19 protein-coding genes are annotated in these 19819 nt (G+C 69.5%); 11 read left to right on the top strand and 8 right to left on the bottom strand.

The features are described 5' to 3' along the window. Positions 1 to 74: 74 nt before the first annotated feature. Positions 75 to 650, top strand: coding sequence for a TetR/AcrR family transcriptional regulator (locus tag ACIHAO_RS28035; RefSeq protein WP_396562714.1), 576 nt, complete (start codon positions 75 to 77; stop codon positions 648 to 650). On the opposite strand, the gene ACIHAO_RS28030 is transcribed toward ACIHAO_RS28035, so the two are convergent. After that, complete coding sequence (locus tag ACIHAO_RS28030; RefSeq protein WP_396562712.1) at positions 548 to 1912, bottom strand: MFS transporter; 1365 nt, start codon at positions 1910 to 1912, stop codon at positions 548 to 550. The two genes, ACIHAO_RS28035 and ACIHAO_RS28030, sit on opposite strands and share 103 nt — an antisense overlap. Before the next feature lie 121 nt (positions 1913 to 2033). Beyond that, positions 2034 to 2675, bottom strand: a complete 642-nt coding sequence (locus tag ACIHAO_RS28025) for a TetR/AcrR family transcriptional regulator (RefSeq protein WP_125784501.1) — start codon at positions 2673 to 2675, stop codon at positions 2034 to 2036. Positions 2676 to 2802: 127 nt separating this feature from the next. Between ACIHAO_RS28025 and ACIHAO_RS28020 the strand changes: the two genes are divergently transcribed. The 3 genes from ACIHAO_RS28020 (at position 2803) to ACIHAO_RS28010 (ending at position 6687) form a co-directional block, all read left to right on the top strand. Beyond that, positions 2803 to 3651: a shikimate dehydrogenase gene (locus ACIHAO_RS28020; protein WP_396562709.1), complete on the top strand. Its 849-nt coding sequence runs from the start codon at positions 2803 to 2805 to the stop codon at positions 3649 to 3651. Further along, on the top strand, positions 3641 to 5404 hold the full coding sequence (locus ACIHAO_RS28015) for a bifunctional sugar phosphate isomerase/epimerase/4-hydroxyphenylpyruvate dioxygenase family protein (protein WP_396562707.1): 1764 nt from the start codon (positions 3641 to 3643) through the stop codon (positions 5402 to 5404). The genes ACIHAO_RS28020 and ACIHAO_RS28015 overlap by 11 nt, the downstream gene beginning before the upstream one ends. Before the next feature lie 125 nt (positions 5405 to 5529). Then, positions 5530 to 6687: a DUF222 domain-containing protein gene (locus ACIHAO_RS28010; protein ID WP_396562907.1), complete on the top strand. Its 1158-nt coding sequence runs from the start codon at positions 5530 to 5532 to the stop codon at positions 6685 to 6687. Between the two features lie 461 nt (positions 6688 to 7148). Here the strand turns inward: ACIHAO_RS28010 and ACIHAO_RS28005 are convergent, their stop codons facing one another. The 3 genes from ACIHAO_RS28005 to ACIHAO_RS27995 are packed head-to-tail and all read right to left on the bottom strand — an operon-like array spanning position 7149 to position 10386. Continuing rightward, positions 7149 to 8324, bottom strand: a complete 1176-nt coding sequence (locus ACIHAO_RS28005) for a 4-hydroxybenzoate 3-monooxygenase (protein WP_396562705.1) — start codon at positions 8322 to 8324, stop codon at positions 7149 to 7151. A gap of 32 nt (positions 8325 to 8356) precedes the next feature. Continuing rightward, the gene (locus ACIHAO_RS28000; protein WP_396562702.1) at positions 8357 to 9127 is read right to left on the bottom strand and encodes an IclR family transcriptional regulator; all 771 of its coding nucleotides are present in this window, start codon (positions 9125 to 9127) and stop codon (positions 8357 to 8359) included. Positions 9128 to 9153: 26 nt separating this feature from the next. After that, complete coding sequence (locus ACIHAO_RS27995) at positions 9154 to 10386, bottom strand: SLC13 family permease (RefSeq protein WP_396562905.1); 1233 nt, start codon at positions 10384 to 10386, stop codon at positions 9154 to 9156. 103 nt (positions 10387 to 10489) lie between these two features. Here ACIHAO_RS27995 and ACIHAO_RS27990 point away from each other — a divergent pair, with 103 nt between their 5' ends. Continuing rightward, positions 10490 to 11713 carry an FAD-binding protein gene (locus tag ACIHAO_RS27990; RefSeq protein ID WP_396562700.1) on the top strand — a complete coding sequence of 408 codons (1224 nt, stop codon included), beginning with the start codon at positions 10490 to 10492 and terminating at the stop codon, positions 11711 to 11713. Here the strand turns inward: ACIHAO_RS27990 and ACIHAO_RS27985 are convergent. Then, positions 11710 to 12060, bottom strand: a complete 351-nt coding sequence (locus tag ACIHAO_RS27985; RefSeq protein ID WP_034316452.1) for a hypothetical protein — start codon at positions 12058 to 12060, stop codon at positions 11710 to 11712. The two genes, ACIHAO_RS27990 and ACIHAO_RS27985, sit on opposite strands and share 4 nt — an antisense overlap. 113 nt (positions 12061 to 12173) lie before the next feature. Between ACIHAO_RS27985 and ACIHAO_RS27980 the strand changes: the two genes are divergently transcribed. Continuing rightward, complete coding sequence (locus tag ACIHAO_RS27980; protein ID WP_396562698.1) at positions 12174 to 13433, top strand: PLP-dependent aminotransferase family protein; 1260 nt, start codon at positions 12174 to 12176, stop codon at positions 13431 to 13433. On the opposite strand, the gene ACIHAO_RS27975 is transcribed toward ACIHAO_RS27980, so the two are convergent. Further along, positions 13434 to 14387, bottom strand: a complete 954-nt coding sequence (locus ACIHAO_RS27975) for a helix-turn-helix domain-containing protein (protein WP_396562696.1) — start codon at positions 14385 to 14387, stop codon at positions 13434 to 13436. 102 nt (positions 14388 to 14489) lie between these two features. Between ACIHAO_RS27975 and ACIHAO_RS27970 the strand changes: the two genes are divergently transcribed. After that, positions 14490 to 15491 carry an NAD(P)H-binding protein gene (locus ACIHAO_RS27970; protein ID WP_396562694.1) on the top strand — a complete coding sequence of 334 codons (1002 nt, stop codon included), beginning with the start codon at positions 14490 to 14492 and terminating at the stop codon, positions 15489 to 15491. On the opposite strand, the gene ACIHAO_RS27965 is transcribed toward ACIHAO_RS27970, so the two are convergent. Further along, on the bottom strand, positions 15481 to 15981 hold the full coding sequence (locus ACIHAO_RS27965; RefSeq protein WP_396562692.1) for a D-alanyl-D-alanine carboxypeptidase: 501 nt from the start codon (positions 15979 to 15981) through the stop codon (positions 15481 to 15483). The two genes, ACIHAO_RS27970 and ACIHAO_RS27965, sit on opposite strands and share 11 nt — an antisense overlap. Before the next feature lie 154 nt (positions 15982 to 16135). Here ACIHAO_RS27965 and ACIHAO_RS27960 point away from each other — a divergent pair, with 154 nt between their 5' ends. The 4 genes from ACIHAO_RS27960 (at position 16136) to dhbA (ending at position 19784) form a co-directional block, all read left to right on the top strand. Further along, positions 16136 to 16870 carry a response regulator gene (locus ACIHAO_RS27960; RefSeq protein ID WP_396562690.1) on the top strand — a complete coding sequence of 245 codons (735 nt, stop codon included), beginning with the start codon at positions 16136 to 16138 and terminating at the stop codon, positions 16868 to 16870. Further along, a complete protein-coding gene (locus tag ACIHAO_RS27955) occupies positions 16867 to 18273 on the top strand; it encodes an ATP-binding protein (RefSeq protein ID WP_396562688.1) in 1407 nt (468 codons plus the stop codon). Before ACIHAO_RS27960 ends, ACIHAO_RS27955 begins: the two co-directional genes overlap by 4 nt. Further along, positions 18270 to 18731 carry a GerMN domain-containing protein gene (locus ACIHAO_RS27950; protein WP_396562686.1) on the top strand — a complete coding sequence of 154 codons (462 nt, stop codon included), beginning with the start codon at positions 18270 to 18272 and terminating at the stop codon, positions 18729 to 18731. The genes ACIHAO_RS27955 and ACIHAO_RS27950 overlap by 4 nt, the downstream gene beginning before the upstream one ends. A gap of 303 nt (positions 18732 to 19034) precedes the next feature. Continuing rightward, on the top strand, positions 19035 to 19784 hold the full coding sequence (gene dhbA, locus ACIHAO_RS27945) for a 2,3-dihydro-2,3-dihydroxybenzoate dehydrogenase (protein WP_396562684.1): 750 nt from the start codon (positions 19035 to 19037) through the stop codon (positions 19782 to 19784). The last annotated feature ends 35 nt before the right edge of the window (positions 19785 to 19819 follow it).

The following is a 19819-nucleotide window of genomic DNA, read 5'->3' as shown; positions in this document are numbered from 1 at the left end:
CGCTCCTCAAAATCGAAGTCACTCCGAACATACACTTGTTACGATTTCGGAGTCACTTCGAGTAAGGTGGTCGTATGGAACGCACCGAGCCGGGCAGGCGTGAACGCAAGAAGGCGGCGACTCGCCAGGCCCTGTCAGAGGCGGCGCGAGAACTGTTCCTGGAACGGGGCTTCGACAACGTCACCGTCGCCGAGATCGCGGACGCGGCGGACACTGCGGTGTCCACGCTGTTCGCGCACTTCCCGGGTGGCAAGGAGGCGCTGATCCTCGGCCATGGTCAAGAACGCGAAGCAGCGCTCGTCGCCGCCGTGCGCGAACGCGCCAAGGGCGTCTCGATCCTGGAAGCCTTGCGGGACTTCCTCGCCACTCGCGGCCCGTTCGATCCGGATCCCGGCCCCTTGGCGCGCCGGGTCGCGGATCTGGTGATCGCCACCCCGGCCTTGCGCGCCTACGCCAGGACATTGTGGACGGGCTGCGAGGACGCGCTCACGAAGGTCATCGCCGAAGAGGCCGGACAGGACGATTTCTCCGTGCGATTGCTGGCCCGCTATGTCCTGGAGGTCCCGGACCTGGCCGGCGCCGAGCCGGATCCCGCCGCGGCACTGGAAGCCGCTTTCGTCTTCCTGCGACGAGGCTGGCCGGCGTTCTGAGCGGCCGTGCCGAGGTCTGCGGTCGGGACGCGGTGCGTTTCGCGGGCGGTGAGCGCCGCCGCGGCACTGAGCAGGCAGACGGCGGCGGTGAAGACGGCGACGCCGAGCCAGTCCTCCTTCCCCGAGCCGATCGCGGCCACCACGCTCGGGGCGAACCCGGCGATGGCGAACCCGATCTGGGTGCCGATCGCCATCCCTGAAAGGCGGACCTTCGCGCTGAACATCTCACCGTAGAACGACGGCCACACCCCGTTGACGGCACTGTAGGCGACACCGAACAGCAGGATGCCGAGCGCGAAGATCAGCGGATACGAACCGTCCGAAATGGACCACAGGTACGGGAAGATCAGCACGGCGCAGGCGAGACAGCCCGCGATGAACACCGGTTTGCGGCCGATCCGGTCGGAAAGTCCTGCCAGGAAAGGGATCGCGAGCAGTGCGACGACATTGGCCAGTACGCCGACCCACAGTATCGGCCCGCGTTCGAGCCCGACCGTGTTGACCGCGTAGCTCAGCGCGTAGACGGTGAAGATCGTGCTGACGGAGGCGATGGTGGCCGCGGCGACGACGCGGAGCACGTCCTGCCAGTGCGTCCGGAACAGTACGGCGACCGGCAGTTTGGCGACGTCGGACCGGTTCTGTTCGAACACCGGGGTCTCGTCGATCTTGCGGCGGATCACGAAGCCGGCCACCACCACGACGGCACTGCACCAGAACGGGATCCGCCAGCCCCAGGTGAGCAGCTGTTCCTGGGGGAGCGCGGCGATCGGCAGGAAGACCGCGGTGGCGAGGATCTGGCCGGCCTGGGTGCCGCTGAGGGTGAAGCTCGTGTAGTAGCCGCGCCGGTGGGCAGGCGCGTGCTCCATCGACATCGAGTTGGCGCCCGCCTGTTCGCCGGCGGCCGAAAGCCCTTGCAGCAGGCGGAGAACCACCAGCAGGACCGGGGCGAGCACGCCGATGGAGGCATAGGTCGGCAAGCAGCCGACGAGGAACGTCGTGGCGCCCATCAGCAACAGCGTGAACACCAGGACCTTCTTGCGGCCGAGGCGGTCGCCGACGTGCCCGAGCACGAACGCGCCGACCGGGCGGGCCAGGTATCCGACGCCGAAGGTCGCCAGCGCCAGCAGAGTTCCGGTGGCGGGGGAGGAGGCCGGGAAGAAGACCTTGTTGAACACCAGCGCGGCGGCGGTTCCGTAGATGAAGAAGTCGTAATACTCCAGTGCGCTGCCGATCCAGGCCGCCAGCGCGGCCTTGCGGGGCATGCCTTGCGTGACAGGAGGGGGAGAGGCCACGTCGACGCTCCAATGTACTATCCAGCAATGTACGATCTAGTTAGTTAATACAGCGTGCGAGACGGTGCCCCGGTTGTCAAGAGCCGGGATTTCAGGCCGTCAGGTACTCGATCACCAGGTCGCCCAGCATCAGGCGATAGTGCGCGCGGCGCGCGGGGTCGAGCATGTCGCGGCCGAAGATCGCGGAGAAGGTGTGCCGGTTCGCGAGGCGGAACACGCAGAACGAGCTGATCACCATGTGTACGTCCAGCGCGTCGACGTCGTCGCGGAACCGGCCTGTTTCCCGGCCGCGGTCGAGGATGCGGGTGAGCACGTCGAGGGCCGGATTCGCCATGCCCGACAAGGCTTCGGACCGCGCGATGTGCTCGCCGTGATGGATGTTCTCGATGCTCACGAGCCGGATGAAGTCCGGGTTCGCCTCGTGGTGGTCGAAGGTGAGCTCGGCGAGCTGACGGATCGCGTCCTCGGGTTCGAGGTGGTCGACGTCCAGATCCTGTTCGAGGGCGCGGATGGTCGCGTACGCCCGCTCGAGCGCGGCGACGTAGAGCTGCTCCTTGCCGCCGAAGTAGTAGTAGATCATCCGCTTCGTGGTGCTCGTACGATCGGCGATCTCGTCCACTCGCGCGCCGGCGTAACCCTTGTCGGCGAACTCTCTGGTGGCCACCGCGAGGATTTCGGCGCGGGTGCGTTCCTTGTCGCGCTGGCGCTCGACCTCGGACGACGGTGCGGCCACCTGACTCCCTCCGAACCGCTGGTGGAGGCCCCACTCTAGCGCAGCCCTTCTCGCGTCGGCCGGTCCGCGCTACAGTGAACTCACTAGTTCGTACATTAACTCGGCTCGGCATCCACGGAGGATCTTGGTGACCAGCTACCTCATCGGCCTGGCAGGCACCGGCATCGGGCCGTCACTGAGCCCGGCGCTGCACGAACGGGAAGCCGACGAACTCGGGCTGCGCTATCTCTACCGGCGGCTCGACCTCGACGTGCTGAGGATGCCGATCGGCGAGGTGCTCGCCGCCGCGCGGACCGCGGGTTTCGACGGCCTCAACATCACCCATCCGGTGAAACAACAAGTGCTGCCGTACCTCGACGAGATCGCGCCCGACGCGGCCGCACTCGGCGCGGTGAACACGGTGGTGTTCCGCGAAGGGGTGGCGACCGGGTACAACACGGACGCGACCGGTTTCGCCCGCAACCTCATCCGAGGACTGCCCGACGCCGACATGGACACGGTCGTCCTCCTCGGTGCTGGTGGGGCGGGCGCCGCCGTGGCCCATGCCCTGCTCTCACTGGGAACCGGACGGCTGATCGTCCACGATGTCGACTCCGCGCGAGCCGCGACCCTGGTGGCCGGACTGCGGAAGCGGTTCGGCGACGACCGCGCCCTTTCCGGCTCCCTCGAAGACGTTCGGACCGCCGACGGCCTCGTCCACGCCACGCCGACCGGGATGGCCGCGTATCCGGGAACGCCGGTTCCCGCCGAATCGCTGCGGCCCGGGATGTGGGTGGCCGACATCGTGTACCGGCCGCTGGAGACCACGCTGCTGAACCAGGCGCGGGAGCGCGGATGCCGGACGCTGCACGGCGGCGGGATGGTGGTCTTCCAGGCGGCGGACTCGTTCCGTCTCTTCACCGGCGCGGAGCCGGACGCCGACCGGATGATCCGTCATTTCGAAGCGCTGGAAGGGAAACCCGCCCATGCCCGGTGACACCGCCATCGCGACCGTCTGCCTGTCGGGCACGCTCGAGGACAAACTCGCCGCGGCCGCCGCGGCCGGCTTCGGCGGGGTCGAGATCTTCGAGAACGACCTGATCGCCTCACGGAGGTCGCCTTCGGAGATCCGGCGGCTCTGCGCCGATCTCGGTCTCACGATCGATCTCTACCAGCCTTTCCGTGACTTCGAGGCGGTGCCGCCGGACGTGCTCCGGTCGAACCTCCGCCGGGCGTGCCGGAAGTTCGACCTCATGGCCGAACTCGGCGTGGACACCGTCCTGGTGTGTTCGTCGGTCTCGCCCGACGCCGTCGACGACGACGATCTCGCCGCCTCGCAGCTGCACGAACTGGCTTCGCTGGCCGCGTCGCGCGGAATTCGTGTCGCCTACGAAGCCCTTGCGTGGGGCCGGTTCGTGAACACGTACGAGCACGCCTGGCGGATCGTCCGGCGGGCCGATCACGCGGCCTTGGGGGTCTGCCTCGACAGCTTCCACATCCTTTCGCGGCGTAGCGATCCCCGCGCGATCCGGACCATTCCGGGGGAGAAGATCTTCTTCCTGCAGCTGGCCGACGCGCCGCTGCTGGACATGGACGTGCTGCACTGGAGCAGGCATCACCGGCTCTTCCCTGGTCAAGGCGCGTTCGACCTGGCCACGTTCACCGGTCACGTCTTGGCGGCGGGTTATCGAGGGCCGCTTTCGCTGGAGGTGTTCAACGACGTGTTCCGGCAGGCGGACCCGCGACCCGCGGCCGTCGACGCCATGCGATCACTGGTGGCCTTGCGTGAATCCGTTGGCACCCTTGAGATTCCCGGGGCTCCTCGCCTGGATGGGCACGCGTTCGCGGAGCTGGCCGTTTCGGGAACGGTGCTCGCGGATCTCGGCTTCACCCACGTCGGGACCCACCGCTCGAAGCCGGTCCAGTTGTGGCAACAGGGATCGGCGCGCTTGCTGGTGAACGAAGCGACCGAGGAGGGTGCGATCAGTGCCCTCGGCCTGACCAGTGCGAACCCGGCCGGATCGGCGCGGCGCGCGGAGACGTTGCTCGCGCCGGTGCTGCCCCGCGAGCACGGTCCGGACGAGGCGGACCTGTCCGCTGTCGCCGCGCCGGACGGGACCGAGATCTTCTTCTGTGGCAACGACGAATGGTTGCGCGACTTCGTTCCGTCCGGGACCGCGCCGTCAGGGTTGGGAATCACCGGCATCGACCACGTCGCCTTGACCCAACCCTTCGACCACTTCGACGAGGCGACCCTGTTCTACCGTTCGGTCCTGGGCCTCCGACCGGAACCGGTTTCGGAATTCGCGGCGCCGTTCGGGCTCGTGCGCAGCCGGGCGGTCGGCGACCAGGACGTCCGGTTGACGTTGGACAGCGCCCTGGTGCGGCGAGGGGAGTGGGCGCCGGGAGTGTCGTCGCCACAACACATCGCTCTCGCTTGCGACGACGCCATCGCCGTCGCGCGAGCTCTGCGCGAGGCGGGTGCGCCACTGCTTTCGATCCCCGGGAACTACTACGACGACCTCGATGCGCGGTTCGATCTCCCGTTTTCGCCGGCATTGCGCGAAAATTCGGTGCTGTACGACCGGGACGCGTCCGGCGAGTTCCTGCACTTCTGCACGGAACTGGTCGGCTCGCGGGTGTTTTTCGAGGTGGTGCAACGGATCGGCGGGTATCGCGGGTACGGGGTCGTGAACACGCCGGTGTACATGACAGCGCATCGGGAACGGCGGCTCAGCCTGGCGCGCTGAGGCTCGCTCCGGTTTTTGTCGGTGGTCGGTTGTAGGTTCGTTCCGTGGCTACCACTGGGGCCGAACTCAAGGCCGTTCTCGAGGAAATCGCCGCTCCCGAACGTTTGGAGGAGATCAATGCGTTAGTGGATTCGTTGGACGACAAGGATTCTCTGCTGGTCGCGAAGCAAGCCGGTGTCGCGCTGGCACGCATCGAGGCGCTGCGGTATCGGGCGCTGTCGCGGTTGAGCAAGGTGCGCGGTGGCGTGCGGAGTGTGGTGCAGGAAGTGGCGCTGGAACTGTCTCTTGTGGACGGTTTCGCCGGTTCTCTCGTGGCGACGGGGGTGGCGTTGACGTCGCGGCTGCCGCGGACGTTGTCGTTGATGGACCGCGGAAAGGTGAGCGGGTTCGCCGCACGGAAGGTGGCCGAAGCGACGGCATGGCTGTCCGACGAGGACTCCCTGGTCGCCGATGCGGCACTGGAGTCGCGGTTGCCGGACAAGAACAGTGAACAGGTCAGGAAGGCCGCGAGCTACGCGGCGACGAGGGCCGACCGATCCGGCGCCGAAAGACGGACGGCCGAGCGCAGGGAAGGCCGCCGCCTGTCCATGGCTCAAGGCGACGCCGGAGTCGCGTCGATCGAGGTGGTGGACGGCCCGGTCGAGAAGGTCACCGCGGCGTACCAACGAATTCACCGTGAAGCGCGAGCGCTTCGCAACCAGGGGGATACGCGGACGATGGACCAGCTCCGCGCCGATATCGCGCTCGACCTGCTCCTCGGTGGACAGGGTGGCGTCTCCGAGCGCGCCGAGGTGTTCCTGTACATGGACCTCACCACCTACCTGGGCTTGAACGACGACCCCGTGAAGATGGCCGGACACGGCTACATCCCGGCAGGGCTGGGCCGTCACATCGCCACCGGACCGGACACCGTCCTCCGGCGCATCATCACCGATCCGCTCAGCGGCCAAGTCCACGACCTGGGCAGAACGCGATATCGCCCGGACGCGGCGACGGCCGAGTTCGTCCGAGTGCGGGATCGCGAGTGCCGAAGACCCGGCTGCGACCGGGCCGCCCACACCTGCGAACTCGACCACTCGATCCCCTGGCAGTTCCAGGGCGAGACGAACGTGGCCGATCTGGTCACCTACTGCCGTCGTGACCACCGGCTGAAGGACGAACCCGGCTGGATCTATCGCCTCGACCCCGACGGCAGCCTCACCGTCACCACGCCCACCGGGCAGACCCACACCAGCACTCCGCCGCCGCTGCACGAGCCGCGGCCGGATTCCCTGCCATTCTGAGGTGTTGCCGTGGAACGGCGACGGCATGGATGGCGGGCTTGCGGTGAGGTTGCCGCGCGAAGGTGACGGTCGGGATGAGTCAGGCTTGGCGGTGAGGGCTCGGTTGTTGCCGCGAAACGGCGACGTAGGGGGGTGCGGCGAGTGGCTGGCTTGGGTTCGTCGGTGTGGCGTTGCCGCCAAACGGCGACGCCTGGTGTCCGGCTCTCATAAGCCTGCCGGTAAGCCGTGGGTTGCGGTTGGTCTTTGTCGTTGCCGTTTCGCGGTAACGCCTGTTAGGGCGCGGGTGCCGTGTCCAGGGCGGCCATCGCTCAGCCAGTTCCGTCATTGCCGCCAAATGGCGACAGGGACGGTGAGTGGCCGACCGGGTGCTTCACCGGTTTGGCATTGCCGCGAAATGGCGACGTCGCGCGCACCGCACGGCTCAAGGTGAAAGCCGTGAACCCGCCGTCCGCTCATCCGGTTCAGAAACCGATCGGCAGACCCGCGTAGTTCTCCGCCAGTCCCGCCCGCCCCGCTTCGCTCCGCGCCAGCCACCGCAACTGCGAAAGCTGCAGCTGCCGGTCGAACGGATCGTCCGACTGGTGCAGCATCGTCGTCATCCACCACGAGAAATGCGTGCATCGCCAGACCCGGCGCAGTGCGGTGTCGGAGTAGGCGTCGGCGAGCGTGGAGTCCTTGTCCCGCACCAGAGCCGAAAGGGCGGGGGCCAGGAGGGCGACGTCGGCGACGGCGAGGTTGAGGCCTTTGGCGCCGGTGGGCGGCACGATATGGGCGGCGTCGCCGGCGAGGAACAGGCGGCCGTGCCGCATGGGTTGCTGCACGAAGCTGCGCATGGGCAGCACGCTCTTGTCGGTGATCGGGCCTGGCGTGAGCGTCCAGCCGTCCTGGCCGTGGCCGAGCCGGGTCGCGAGCGCCGCCCAGATCCGGTCGTCGGACCAGGTGCCGATGTCGGTGCCGTTGGGCACTTGCAGGTACAGCCGGCTGACGGTGGCCGAACGCATCGAGTGCATCGCGAAACCGTCGGGATGCCAGGCGTAGATGAGTTCGTCGGTCGACGGGGCGACGTCGGCGAGGACACCGAGCCACGAATACGGGTAGGTGCGTTCCCAAGTCTGCTTCGCGGCGTCGGGGATCGCGGTGCGGCAAGGGCCGAAGGAGCCGTCGCAGCCGACGATGACGTCGGCGTCGAGCCTCTGAGGTGTGCCGTCCGCGTCGGTGAAGGTGAGGTAGGGCCGGTCGGTCTCGATGTCGTGCACGGCGGTGTCGGCCACCTCGTAGTGGATCTGCTGACCGGCTGCCGCTCGCGCCTTGCCGAGGTCCTTCGTCACCTCGGTCTGGCCGTACACGGTGACGCTTCGCCCGACCAGGTCCACGAAGTCGAGGTGGTGCCGTTCCCGCGGCCACTGCAGGTAGATGCCGCGGTGTTCGTCGCCCTCGCGGTCGAGCCGGTCCGCCAAGCCTGCCTCACGAAGAAGGTCCACTGTGGACTGTTCGAGGATGCCCGCCCGGATCCGCGCCTCGACGTACTCGCGCGAGCGGGTCTCCACGATCACCGATTCGACCCCTGCCAGGTCGAGAAGATGCGACAGGAGCAGTCCGGCCGGGCCGGCCCCGACGATGGCGACTGGGGTTCGCATGACCGGAGTCTGATCGCGGGGCGGGCGAACTCCTAGCGTTCGCTTCCACTCAGTGAGACCGGCAGGCTCCGCCCGATTCCGGCGGCCGCGACCTGGAGCGCGGACACCAGCCGCGCCCGGCCGCGGCTCAGATCCGGGACGACCAGGCCGAGCGCCGCGACGACCTCGCCACCGGACGGCCGGATCGGGACGGCGACCGAGCAGGCGCCTCGGCTCATCTCCTCGACGGTCTGCGCGAAACCCTCCCGGCGGACGCGCCGCAACTGCTCGCGGAGCCGTCCGGGCTGGGTGACGGTGTACGGCGTGACGCGGGTCAGGGAGGCGAGGACCTGCCGCTGGACGTCCTCCGGAGCCCAGGCCAGCAGCACCTTTCCGACGCCGGTGGCGTGCAGCGGCAGCCGTCCGCCGATCCGGCTGACCACCGGCACGGACGCGTTCCCGGAGAGCCGGTCGAGATAGAGCACCTGAACGCCGTCCCGCTCGCCGAGGTGCACGGTGGCGCCGGTCGCGCCGTAGAGGTCCTGGAGGAAGGGAGCGGCGACCTGCCGCAGCTCGAACTGGACGGGCGCGAGCAGGCCGATGTCCCACAGCCGCCTGCCGACGGCGTACCGATCCTCGCGTCGCTCCAGCGCGCCAAGGCCCACGAGTTCGCGGGCGATCCGGTGCGCGGTGGGCAGCGGCAGGCCGGCCCGGCCCGCGAGTTCGGTCAGTGACAGTTCACGATGGTCGACGTCGAACGCGCCGAGCAGCGCGAACGCCCGTGACGTGACGCCGGCGCCCGGCGTGGAGAGATTCCCGGCCATCCGGGCATCCTCTCACTGAGCGGAAGTCAGGGCAGCAGGATCAGCCCGGTCCACAAGCCGGCGACGGCGAGCACGATGGACGCCGGAACCGTGAGCAACCCGAGCCGGGTGAACTCGCCGAGATCGGGCCGGGTGTCGTGCCGGTGCAGGATCCGCCGCCACAGCAGCGTGGCCAGTGAACCGACGTAGGTGAGGTTCGGCCCGAGGTTGACCCCGATCAGCACGGCCAGCACCACCGGGGTCCCGCCCGCGGTGGCGAGCGGCAGCAGTACGAGCACCGCGGGCAGGTTGTTGATCAGGTTGGCGAGGACGGCCGCCACCGTGGCGGCGCCGAGCAGGGCTAGGAACGAGCTCGAAGCCGGCACCAGGTGGCTGAGCGCCTCGTCCAGCCCGTTGTCGACGACGGCGCGGACCACGATCGCCAGTGCGAGCACGAACGCGAGGAACGGGATGCTCGCCGACCGCACGATGGCGGCGGGCGAGGTCCGCCGCTGTGCGAGGGCGCGGCAGGCCAGGACGGCGGCACCGGCGAACGCGGCCCAGGCCGGACTGATGTCCAGCAAGGAGGTGAGCACGAACCCGGCCAGCGTCAGGGCGAGCACGACCAAGACGAACGCCGGGACCTTCGCGGCCGGGACCGCTTTGCCGCCACGAGCCCGCGCCGCCAGGTCGGCGGCGAAGAACCGGCGGAACACCAGGTACTCGGTGAGCACCGCCGCGAGCCAGGGCAGCGTCATCAGCGCGGTGAACCGGAGGAACGAGATACCGGTCGCGGCGACGGCGAGCAGATTGGTCAGATTGGACACCGGCAGCAGCAACGAGGCCGAGTTCGCCAGATGCGTGCAGGCGTAGGCGTGCGGCTTGGCCCGCGCGCCCATCCGCGCGGCGGTGGCGAACACGACCGGGGTCAGCAGGACGACGGTGGCGTCCAGGCTGAGCACCACCGTGACCGCCGCGGCGACCACGAACACCGCGGGCAGCAGCCGCTGCGGCCGTCCCCGGCCGAACCGGGCCATGAGCGTCCCGGCCGCCTGGAACAGGCCTTCGTCGTCGCACAACTTGGCCAGGACGAGGACCGCGCCGAGAAAGCCGACGACCGGGGCGAGCCTGGCCACCTCGTCGACGGCGTCGGGGAACGAGATCGCCCCGGCGGCCAGCACGATGGCCGCGGCGGGGACGGCGGCGACCGCCTCCGGAAGGCCGCGTGGCCGGATGACCGCGAAGGCCAGGACGATCAGCAGGAGGGCGATGGACACCAGTTCGCCGGGAATGCCCGTCAGGGTCGACCTCCTCGTGAAGTCATACCCGGCAATCTAGCCTGGGTAGGCTCGGGGGCCGGACGCCGTAAGGAAAAGGGGCTTGGTGCGCGAGACGAACTGGGCGGGGAATCAGACTTTCACCGCAGACCGCATTCTTCGCCCTCGGACCGTCGAAGAGGTCCAGGAAGCCGTCGCCGGGGCGACGGCGGTCAAGGCACTGGGCAGCAGGCATTGCTTCAACGACATCGCGGACTTCCCGGGCGGTGTCCAGATCGACCTGGCCGGGCTCGACCAGGTGGCCGGACTCGACAGTGACGCGGCGACGGTCACGGTGCCGGCGGCGGCGCGTTACGGTGACGTCGCCATCCAGGCGCATGCGGCAGGGTTCGCGCTGGCCAACCTCGCTTCGCTGCCCCACTGCACGGTGGCGGGCACCGTCGCGACGGCGACCCACGGTTCCGGGCGGCGCAACCAGAGTCTCGCGTCGGCGGTGTCCGGTTTGGAGCTGGTCACCGCGGACGGTGAGGTGAAGACGTACTCACGGCACGACGGTGTGGTCGTCGGCCTCGGTGCGCTGGGCGTGGTAACCCGGCTGACCCTCGATCTGGTGCCGTCCTTCGACCTCCGCCAGGACGTCTTCGACGGCTTGCCGTGGGAGTCGGCGTACGAGCACTTCGAAGAGATCCAGGACGCGGGTTACAGCGTCAGCCTGTTCACGAACTGGGCCCGCGAGACGATCGACCAGGTGTGGGTCAAGGGGCCGGGGCGGCCGGGCGCGGACTTCTTCGGCGCGAAGGCGGCGGACGGGCCGCGGCATCCCGCTCACGCGGCGGGTATCCCGGCGGACAACTGCACGCGGCAGCTCGGGGTCCCGGGGCCGTGGCACGAACGGATCCCGCATTTCCGCCTCGACTTCACGCCCAGCGTGGGGAACGAACTCCAGACCGAGTACTTCGTGCCGATCTGGCACGCCGTCGCGGCGATGGAGGCGATGCGCGGCATCGGGGACCGGCTGGCGCCCGTCCTGCTCACCTCGGAGATCCGCACGGTCGCGGGGGACGACCTGTGGCTCAGCCCGTTCCACGGCGGCGACAGGCTGGCACTGCACTTCACCTGGCAGCCGGACGAAGACGCGGTTCGCGCGCTACTGCCCGTCATGGAGGAACGCTTGGCGCCCTTCGGTGTCCGGCCGCACTGGGGGAAGCTGTTCCACCACGCCGCGGACTACCCGAAGCTGGCCGATTTCCGGGCGCTGGCCACCGAACTGGACCCGGACGGGAAGTTCCGGAGCCCGTTCGTCCGGCAGCATGTGTTCGGGGAGCGTTAGTCCGATTGCGACCAGGCCGCGACGGGCAGTGAGAGGTACACGCCGACGTCGTCGATGCCGGTCGCGGATTCGATGCTCGTGCGCAGCAGGTCCACCCGCTCCTGCCGGTTGTCCGCCCGGCTCGGGAACCACTTCGAGCGGACCTCGACCAGGAGATCGAGCCCGAACCGGTCGAACGGTCCCGGCGTGCGGAACCGCAGTTCCACGTCGCCCGGCTGGAGGTCGCCGTCGTAGGGCTCCTCGGGGCACTCCACGGCGACGGACACGAGATGCGGCAGAACCGAACCGAGCTCACGCAGCTTGGCTTCGGGAAGATGGGGCGCGTAGGTGATTTCCACGAGAGGCACGAAGACAAGCCTAGGGGAGCCGGACCGCTGATATCCTGGCGGCAGTTGCTTGCTCGCGCGGGAAGATCCCCGGCTGCTGCACTGGAGCCGCACGTTTCTCCCGAGGAGCCTTCATGTCTCTTCCCCTCGCCCGTCGTATGGACGGCGTCACCAGTTCTCCCGTGCGCGATCTGCTCGCGCTCACCGCCCGTCCGGGCGTGATCTCCTTCGCCGGCGGCATGCCCGCGCCGGAACTGTTCGATGTGGACGGCCTCCGCGCCGCCTTCGACCGGGCACTCGCCGACAAGTCCGCGTTACAGTATTCGCCCACCGAAGGGAATCCGCGGCTGCGCGAGCTGCTCGCGCGGCGGCTGGCCGGTCGCGGACTCCCGGCCACTGTGGACGATCTTCTGATCACCACGGGTTCACAGCAGGGGCTTCAGCTGCTGAGCACCGCGTTGCTCGATCCCGGAGCCACCGTCCTGGTGGAAGAACCGGTGTACTTGTCCGCGTTGCAGTGCTTCCAGCTCGCCGAGGCGCGGATCGTGCCCGTTCCCGGCGACTCGGAGGGGATCGACCCGGCCGCGCTGGACGAGATCGCGGCCAGGGAACGGCCGTCGCTGCTGTACCTGGTCCCGACGTTCTCGAATCCCTCCGGCCGGACGATCAGTCCCAGCAGGCGTCGTGCGCTCGCGGATGTCATCGCGCGCCACGGGTTCTGGCTCGTCGAGGACGATCCATACCACGAACTGCGATATCGCGGCGAACGCGAAGAACCGATGTCGGCCCGTCCGGAACTCGCCGAGCGCGCGATCTATCTGGGCAGTTTCTCGAAGGTGATCGCCCCGGGGATGCGGCTCGGGTGGCTCCGGGCGCCGAGGGACCTGCTGCGCCGCGTCGCGATCCTCAAGCAGGCGAGCGATCTGCACACCTCGACGGTCGATCAGGCGGCGGCGGCCGAGTACCTGGCCGCCGCGGATATCGACGCCCACGTGCGGAAACTGTGCGCGACCTACCGTGTGCGCCGCGACGCGATGCTGGCCGAGCTGCCCGCGATCACGCCGCCCGGCACGACCTGGACCGATCCGGACGGCGGGATGTTCGTCTGGGTCACCCTTCCCGGCGCCGCGGACACGGATTCGCTGCTTCCCGAAGCGTTGCGCCACGACGTCGCTTTCGTGCCCGGTTCGGCGTTCCAGGTGGGGGAGCCGGACCGGTCTGCGTTGCGGCTCACGTTCGCCACGCACGCGCCGGAGACGATCGCCGAAGGACTGCGGCGGCTGGGCAAAGCCCTTTCCCAGGGCGCTAGTCGGCCTACGGCGGGTACGCGGCCGCGCCGGGACGCGTTCCCTATCACTCGAACGAAGCCGGGATGGCGGCCGTCGCGGAGCTGATCACGGCGCGGCTGCGATAGCCGCGCGGAAGGTGCGGCGGTAGCTGTCCGGCGGCACGCCGACGGTCCGGTTGAAGTGCCGACGGAGTGTCGCGGCGGTGCCCATCCCGGTGGCCTCCGCGATCAGGTCGACGCTGTCGTCGGTCCGCTCCAGGAGCTCCTGCGCGCGGCGGATGCGCTGGTTCAGCAGCCAGCGCAACGGGGTCGTCCCGGTCGCCGAGCGGAAATGCCTCGCCAGATTGCGGGAACTCATGTTGGCGTGGCGGGCCAGATCCTCGACGGTCAGCGGCCGGTCCAGCCGTTCGGTGATCCAGGGGAGCAGGCCGCCGAGCGGATGGTCGTCCTGTTCGGGCACCGGGGCGGTGACGAACTGGGCCTGCCCGCCCGCGCGGTGCGGCGGGACGACCAGGCGGCGGGCCACGGTGTTCGCGATCGCCGAACCGTGGTCGGAGCGGACCAGATGCAGGCACAGGTCCATCGCGGCGGCCTTGCCCGCCGAGGTGAGCACGCTGCCGTTGTCGACGTAGAGGACGTCCGGATCGACCTCCACCAGGGGATGGCGGGCGGCGAGGACGTCGGTGTGCGCCCAATGCGTCGTGGCGCGGCGGCCGTCGAGCAGGCCGGCGGCCGCCAGCACGAACGCGCCCGTACAGAGGGATGCGACCCGCGCGCCCGCTTCGTGGGCGGCCCGCACGGCGTCGACGAGGTCCGCGGGCGGATCGACGTCGATGTCGGCCCAGCCGGGGACGATGACCGTGTCGGCACGCGCGAGATGGCCGAGCCCGTGGTCCGGTTCGAGGAGGAAGCGGCCGACCTTCACCGGCTTCGATCCGCAGACGCTGAGTTCGTACCAGGGGCCGTCGAATCCCGGCAGGCCGGTGCCGAAGACCTCGTTGGCGATGGCCAGTTCGAAGTGCAGCATGCCGTCAGTGGCGGCGAGGGCGACCGTGCTCATGTCCGAAAGTGTACGCATGATGGCGTTCCGGACACTGTCGGCGGTCGGGATCCGGCGACAGGATGGTCCACAGTGGATCAGTCGAGGACAGGAGAACCCCTCATGGGTACGTACGACGTCGCGGTGTTCGGGGCTTACGGGCACACCGGGCGCTTCGTGGTGGAGGAGTTGCGCGAGCGTGGTTTCGGCGTGCTGGCGGTGGGGCGTGACAAGGCCAGACTGCGCGCTCTGCCGTGGTCCGATCTCGACATCCGGCAGGCGTCGGTCGACGACGCGGCTTCGCTCGACCGCGCGTTCAAGGGTGCCCACGCGGTGATCAACGCCGCCGGGCCCTTCGCCGACACCGCCGCTCCGGTGATCGAAGCGGCGTTGCGAGCGGGTGTCCCGTATCTGGACGTGGCGGCGGAACTCGAAGCGAACATGGACACTTTCGCGCATTTCGGCGACCGTGCCGAGGGAGCGACGGTGATCCCGGCGATGGCGTTCTTCGGCGGTCTCGGCGACCTGATGGTCACCGCCGCGATGGGCGACTGGACGTCCGCGGACGAAGCGCACGTCGCCTACGCGCTGAGCAGCTGGCAGCCGACCGAGGGGACCCGCGCGGCGGGCAAGGTGTCGCGGGAACGGCGAGGCGGTCAGCGGATCCGGTTCTCCGGCGGCCGGATCGAGTATCGCGACGACGCGCTGCCGGAACTGGACTGGGACTTCCCCTCGCCGCTCGGGACCCGCGCCGTGCTCGGCGAGTTCACGATGGCCGACGTCGTCACCGTCCCGACCCACCTCGGCATCCCGGAGGTGACCACGTACATGACCGTGAACGCGGCTCGTGAGGTGGTGACACCCGAGACGCCCACGCTGGGATCGGACAGCGCGTCTTCGCAGGAGTTCCTGGTCGACGTCGTCGTGCGCTCCGGTGCCGCGGAACGGCGGATCGTCGCGCGGGGCCAGGACATCTACGCGATCACGGCACCGCTGGTGGTGGAGGCCGTCCAGCGGGTGCTCGACGGGCGGACCAAGGCGACCGGGGTCGTCTCGGCAGGGAAGATCTTCGACGCGGCCGACTTCCTGGCGGCGCTGGCCCCGCGGATCACCGTCACCGGGTGACACCCGCCCGCCAGCCCGGATGCGGTAACCGCACGGGCGGGGCTTCGCCGGGCCGGTACTCGAAATGCCACCATTCGTTGTCGTAGATCCGGTAGAGCGCGAAGCGGGCACCGTGGTCCTCCAGCCACTGCGCGCCTTCGCGCGGCCGGACGTCCAGCGCGGTACCCCGGACGTGCGCGGAATCCTTCGGCGGCAGCACCCGCTTTCGCCCGGCCTCGGCGAGGAACAGCCGATGCTGCTCGGCGGCGTCACGATGTCCGGAGGTGACGCCGAGGAGCGTGCCGTGCCGCCAGAACGCCTCGGTCCTGGCGGCGGTGAACGCGTCGAGGGTGCCGCCGGTGAGCCCGGCGAGGTTCTCGGCAGGGAACCGCAGCGACAGTGCCCAGCCGCAGGCGAGCCGCCGGGCGTTGCCGGGGGACCGCAGCCACGCCGGGATCAGCAGCAGCACCGCGAGGACGCGGGTGATGGCCGCGAGCACGAGTTCTTTCATGCCGTTCACAGTCGACGTCGCTTGTCCGAGGCCGATCGCGGCGACGTGCGCGGACGCCGACGAAAATGTCACCGTTCCGCACGGAGCACGCCGTGACAGAACGAAGACATTCCGCGAACGCTCCGCGGAAACAGGATGGGCACCATGGCGTGTCATGGACGAGCGGATCACGTCCGGCGCTGCGATAGTCGTCGGCATGCCCAGGGTGCTGCTCATCGAGGACGACCAAGCCGTGCGTGACGGGCTGTGCATGGCGCTGGGCGGCCGCGGCCACGCGGTCGACGCGGTGGCCACCGGCGAGGAGGGTCTCGCGCGGCTCGCGTCGCGGCCGCCGGACATCGTCGTACTGGACCTGATGCTGCCCGGACTGGACGGCTTCGAGGTCTGCCGCCGGATCCGGGCCGCGGGCGACCTGCCGATCATCATGCTCACCGCGCGCAACGAGGACATCGACGTGGTGGCAGGCCTCGCCGCCGGCGCGGACGACTACGTGGTCAAACCCGCCAGGGCACAGGTGCTGGAGGCACGGATCCGCGCGGTGCTGCGCCGCAGCGGGCAGCCGTCGCACACGGCGCCCGCGCCGTCCGGGATCGAGCACCACGGCGACCTCGGCATCGACCGTGCCGCGCTGACGGTGACCAAAGGCGGCGAACCCGTCGCCCTCGCCCCGACCGAGCTGCGGCTGCTGCTGGAACTGACCCAGGTGCCGGGCCGGGTGCTCAGCCGCCAGTACCTGCTGGAAAGTGTGTGGGAGCACGGCTACTTCGGCGACTCGCGGGTCGTCGACGCCTGTGTGCAGCGGCTGCGCGCGAAGATCGAGGACGACTCTTCCGCGCCGGTGTACGTGCAGACGGTCCGCGGGTTCGGCTACCGCTTCGGGCCACTGTGAAGCTTTGGGGTCTGCGGACACGGCTGCTGATGGCGTTCAGCCTGCTGGTCGTGATCACGGCGGCGACGGTCGCCGGCTTCGGCTACGTCCAGTCCCGCACCGTGATCCTCCAGCAGGCACAGGACGCCACCGCCCGTGTCCTGGTCGACAAGGCCACCGCGCTGTACCCGCTCGGCCCGCTGCCGCCGGGCGACGGGACGCTGAGCCGGATCAGCGGCGAACTGTCCGACCGCGACTTGAGTTCCCTGGTGCTGTACGCGGACAAGTCGAGCGGGAACGAGCAGATGCGGGCGCTGATCTCGCCGGGACTCCGCGAGCGGGTCCAGGCGGGAAACGTGGCCTGGCAACGGGTCGACGTCGCTGGCAAGCCGATGCTGGTGGTGGGCACCAGGTTCACCGTGCTGCTGCCCGGTGGACAGCAGCGGGCTTCGGGGATCGAGGCATACATCGCCCGCAGCATGGTTCCCGAGGAACAGAGCATCGACGAACTCGCCACCCGTGCCTGGCTGATCGGCGGGGTGGCGCTCGTTTTCGCCATCGGACTGGCCTTGCTGGCCGCGCGTGGCGTCCTGCGGCCGGTGCGGGAACTGGGCGACGCGGCGCAACGGCTGGGCGCGGGCGATCTGCGGGCCCGCATCAGTGTCCGCGGTTCGGACGAGCTGGCGGGCGTGGCACGGACTTTCAACGAGACGGCCGAATCGCTGGAACGGCATGTCGGCGAGTTGCGGCGGATGGAAGCCGACGCGCGGCGGTTCGTCGCGGACGTCTCGCACGAACTGCGCACCCCGCTGGCCGCGATGACCGCGGTCGCCGACGTGCTGGAGCAGGAGGCGTCGCGGCTGCCGGGGGACGCCGGACGTGCCGCGCGGATGAGCATCGACGAGACGCACAACCTGACCCGGCTGGTGAACGACCTCATCGAGGTGTCCCGGTTCGACGCCGGGGCCGCCGCCCTCGCACCGGAAGAGGTCGACGTCGCCGAGGTGGTCACGGCGAGCCTGCGCATCCGCGGCTGGGCCGGCGAGGTGGAAGGAGACCTGCCCGCGGGGATCTTCGCCGGGCTGGACCCGCGGCGGATGGACGTCATCGTGGCGAACCTGGCCGGCAACGCGTTGCGGCACGGGGAAAAGCCGGTCTCACTGAGACTTTCCGAAGCGGGGGAGTGGATCACGCTGGAGGTCACGGATCGCGGGCCGGGGCTGGCGCCCGAGGTGCTGCCGCACGTGTTCGACCGGTTCTACAAGGCCGATTCGGCCAGGGCGCGCTCCGGCGGCAGCGGGCTCGGTCTCGCGATCGCCTGGGAGAACGCCCGTCTGCACGGCGGCACCCTGAGCGCGGCCAACGGCGTCGACGGCGGCGCCGTGTTCACCCTGCGCCTGCCTCGCCGGGTGGTGACGGAATGAAGCGGATCGTGTTCGCACTGCTCTTGATCGCGTCGGTGGTCGCGGGCTGCGGTGTCCGGCCCAGCGCGGTGATCGCCGGAGCGCCGGCGCCGACGGGGCCCGCCAACGGCGCGGTGCTCTACTTCCTGTCCGGCGGGCAGCCGGTCCGGGTGCTGCGCCCGCTCGCCGAGGAACTCCCGCCGGCGAGCCCCATCGATCTGCTCGCCGCCGGACCCGACGAGAGCGAGCGGGAACGGGACTACACCACGGAAGTCCCGCCCGGCACCGCGGTCCTCGACCAGACCGCCGGGCCCAACGGGGTCACGGTGACCCTCTCGATCGGCGTCGCCGGGCTGTCGGCGATGGCCGTCGACCAGATCGTGTGCACCGCCAGGGACGCGCTCGGCGGAAGCGCGCAGATCACCTTGCGGGACGAAGGAACCACACGCGGTCCACTGTCCTGTCCCTTGCCCGGTTAGCGCCGCAGGGCGCCCTTGTCAGCCTTTATGTACCGGGAAAAGGGTCCTTCACGCGCAGCTGGTACGCCCGGCGACCACGGGTAGCGAGGGCCTCCTTCCCTGCCTTCAGGGTAGGGAAGGAGGCCCTCACGGACTGAACCCAGCCGGGACCGGAATGCAGACACAAGTGGCACGTGCCACGGCATTTTTACCGGGTCCCGTCCGGACGGAAGTGTCACGGATCACCGGTGTCGGTCCCTCGCTTTGTCCGGATCCGCCCGCTAGCTTAGGCAAGGCTAAGCATAGGGAAACGGGGGTTGTGGCGTGGAAGGGATCGAGGGCAAGGTCGCGCTCGTCACCGGAGGCGCGCGCGGGATCGGGGCGGCCGTCGTGGACGGGCTCGTCGGAGCGGGCGCGATCGTGGCGGCGGTGGACCTGACCGAAGGGCCTTCCCGGGACGGGGTGACCTCGTTCGTCGCGGACGTCGGGGATTCCGCGGCCGTCGCGCGGGTGGTCGACGAGGTCGAACGCGAACTCGGGCCGATCGGGATCGGGGCGTCCGTCGCGGGCGTGCTGAAGCCGGGGTCGGTCTGCGAGACGAGCGATGAGGACTGGGCGGCGACGTTCGCGGTCAACTCCACCGGAGTCTTCACCGTCCTTCGCGAGATCTCCCGCCGGATGGTGCCTCGCCGGAGCGGTGTCCTGGTGACGGTCGGGTCGAACGCGGCGGGTGTCCCGCGCGCCGGGATGGCCGCGTACGCCGCCTCGAAGGCCGCGGCGACGATGCTGACGCGGTGCCTCGGGCTCGAACTCGCCGGTTCCGGTATCCGCTGCAACATCGTCTCGCCCGGCTCGACCGACACCGAGATGCAACGTCTACTGTGGACGGACGAGAACGGCGCGGACCGTGTCATCGCGGGAAATCCGGAGCAATACCGCGTCGGCATACCGCTGGGCCGGATAGCCGAACCCGGCGATATCGCCGACGCCGTCCTGTTTTTGGCCTCCGATCGAGCGCGGCACATCACGATGCAGAATCTCTACGTCGACGGCGGCGCCACGCTCCGCGGGTGATCTCGATGACGCAACGAAGACTTTTCGGGTCCGTA

This window comes from Amycolatopsis sp. NPDC052450, assembly GCF_044547565.1.
GTDB lineage: Bacteria > Actinomycetota > Actinomycetes > Mycobacteriales > Pseudonocardiaceae > Amycolatopsis.
The sequence above is the reverse complement of the archived record's forward strand: the minus strand, read 5'-3'. Positions and strand labels throughout refer to the sequence as shown.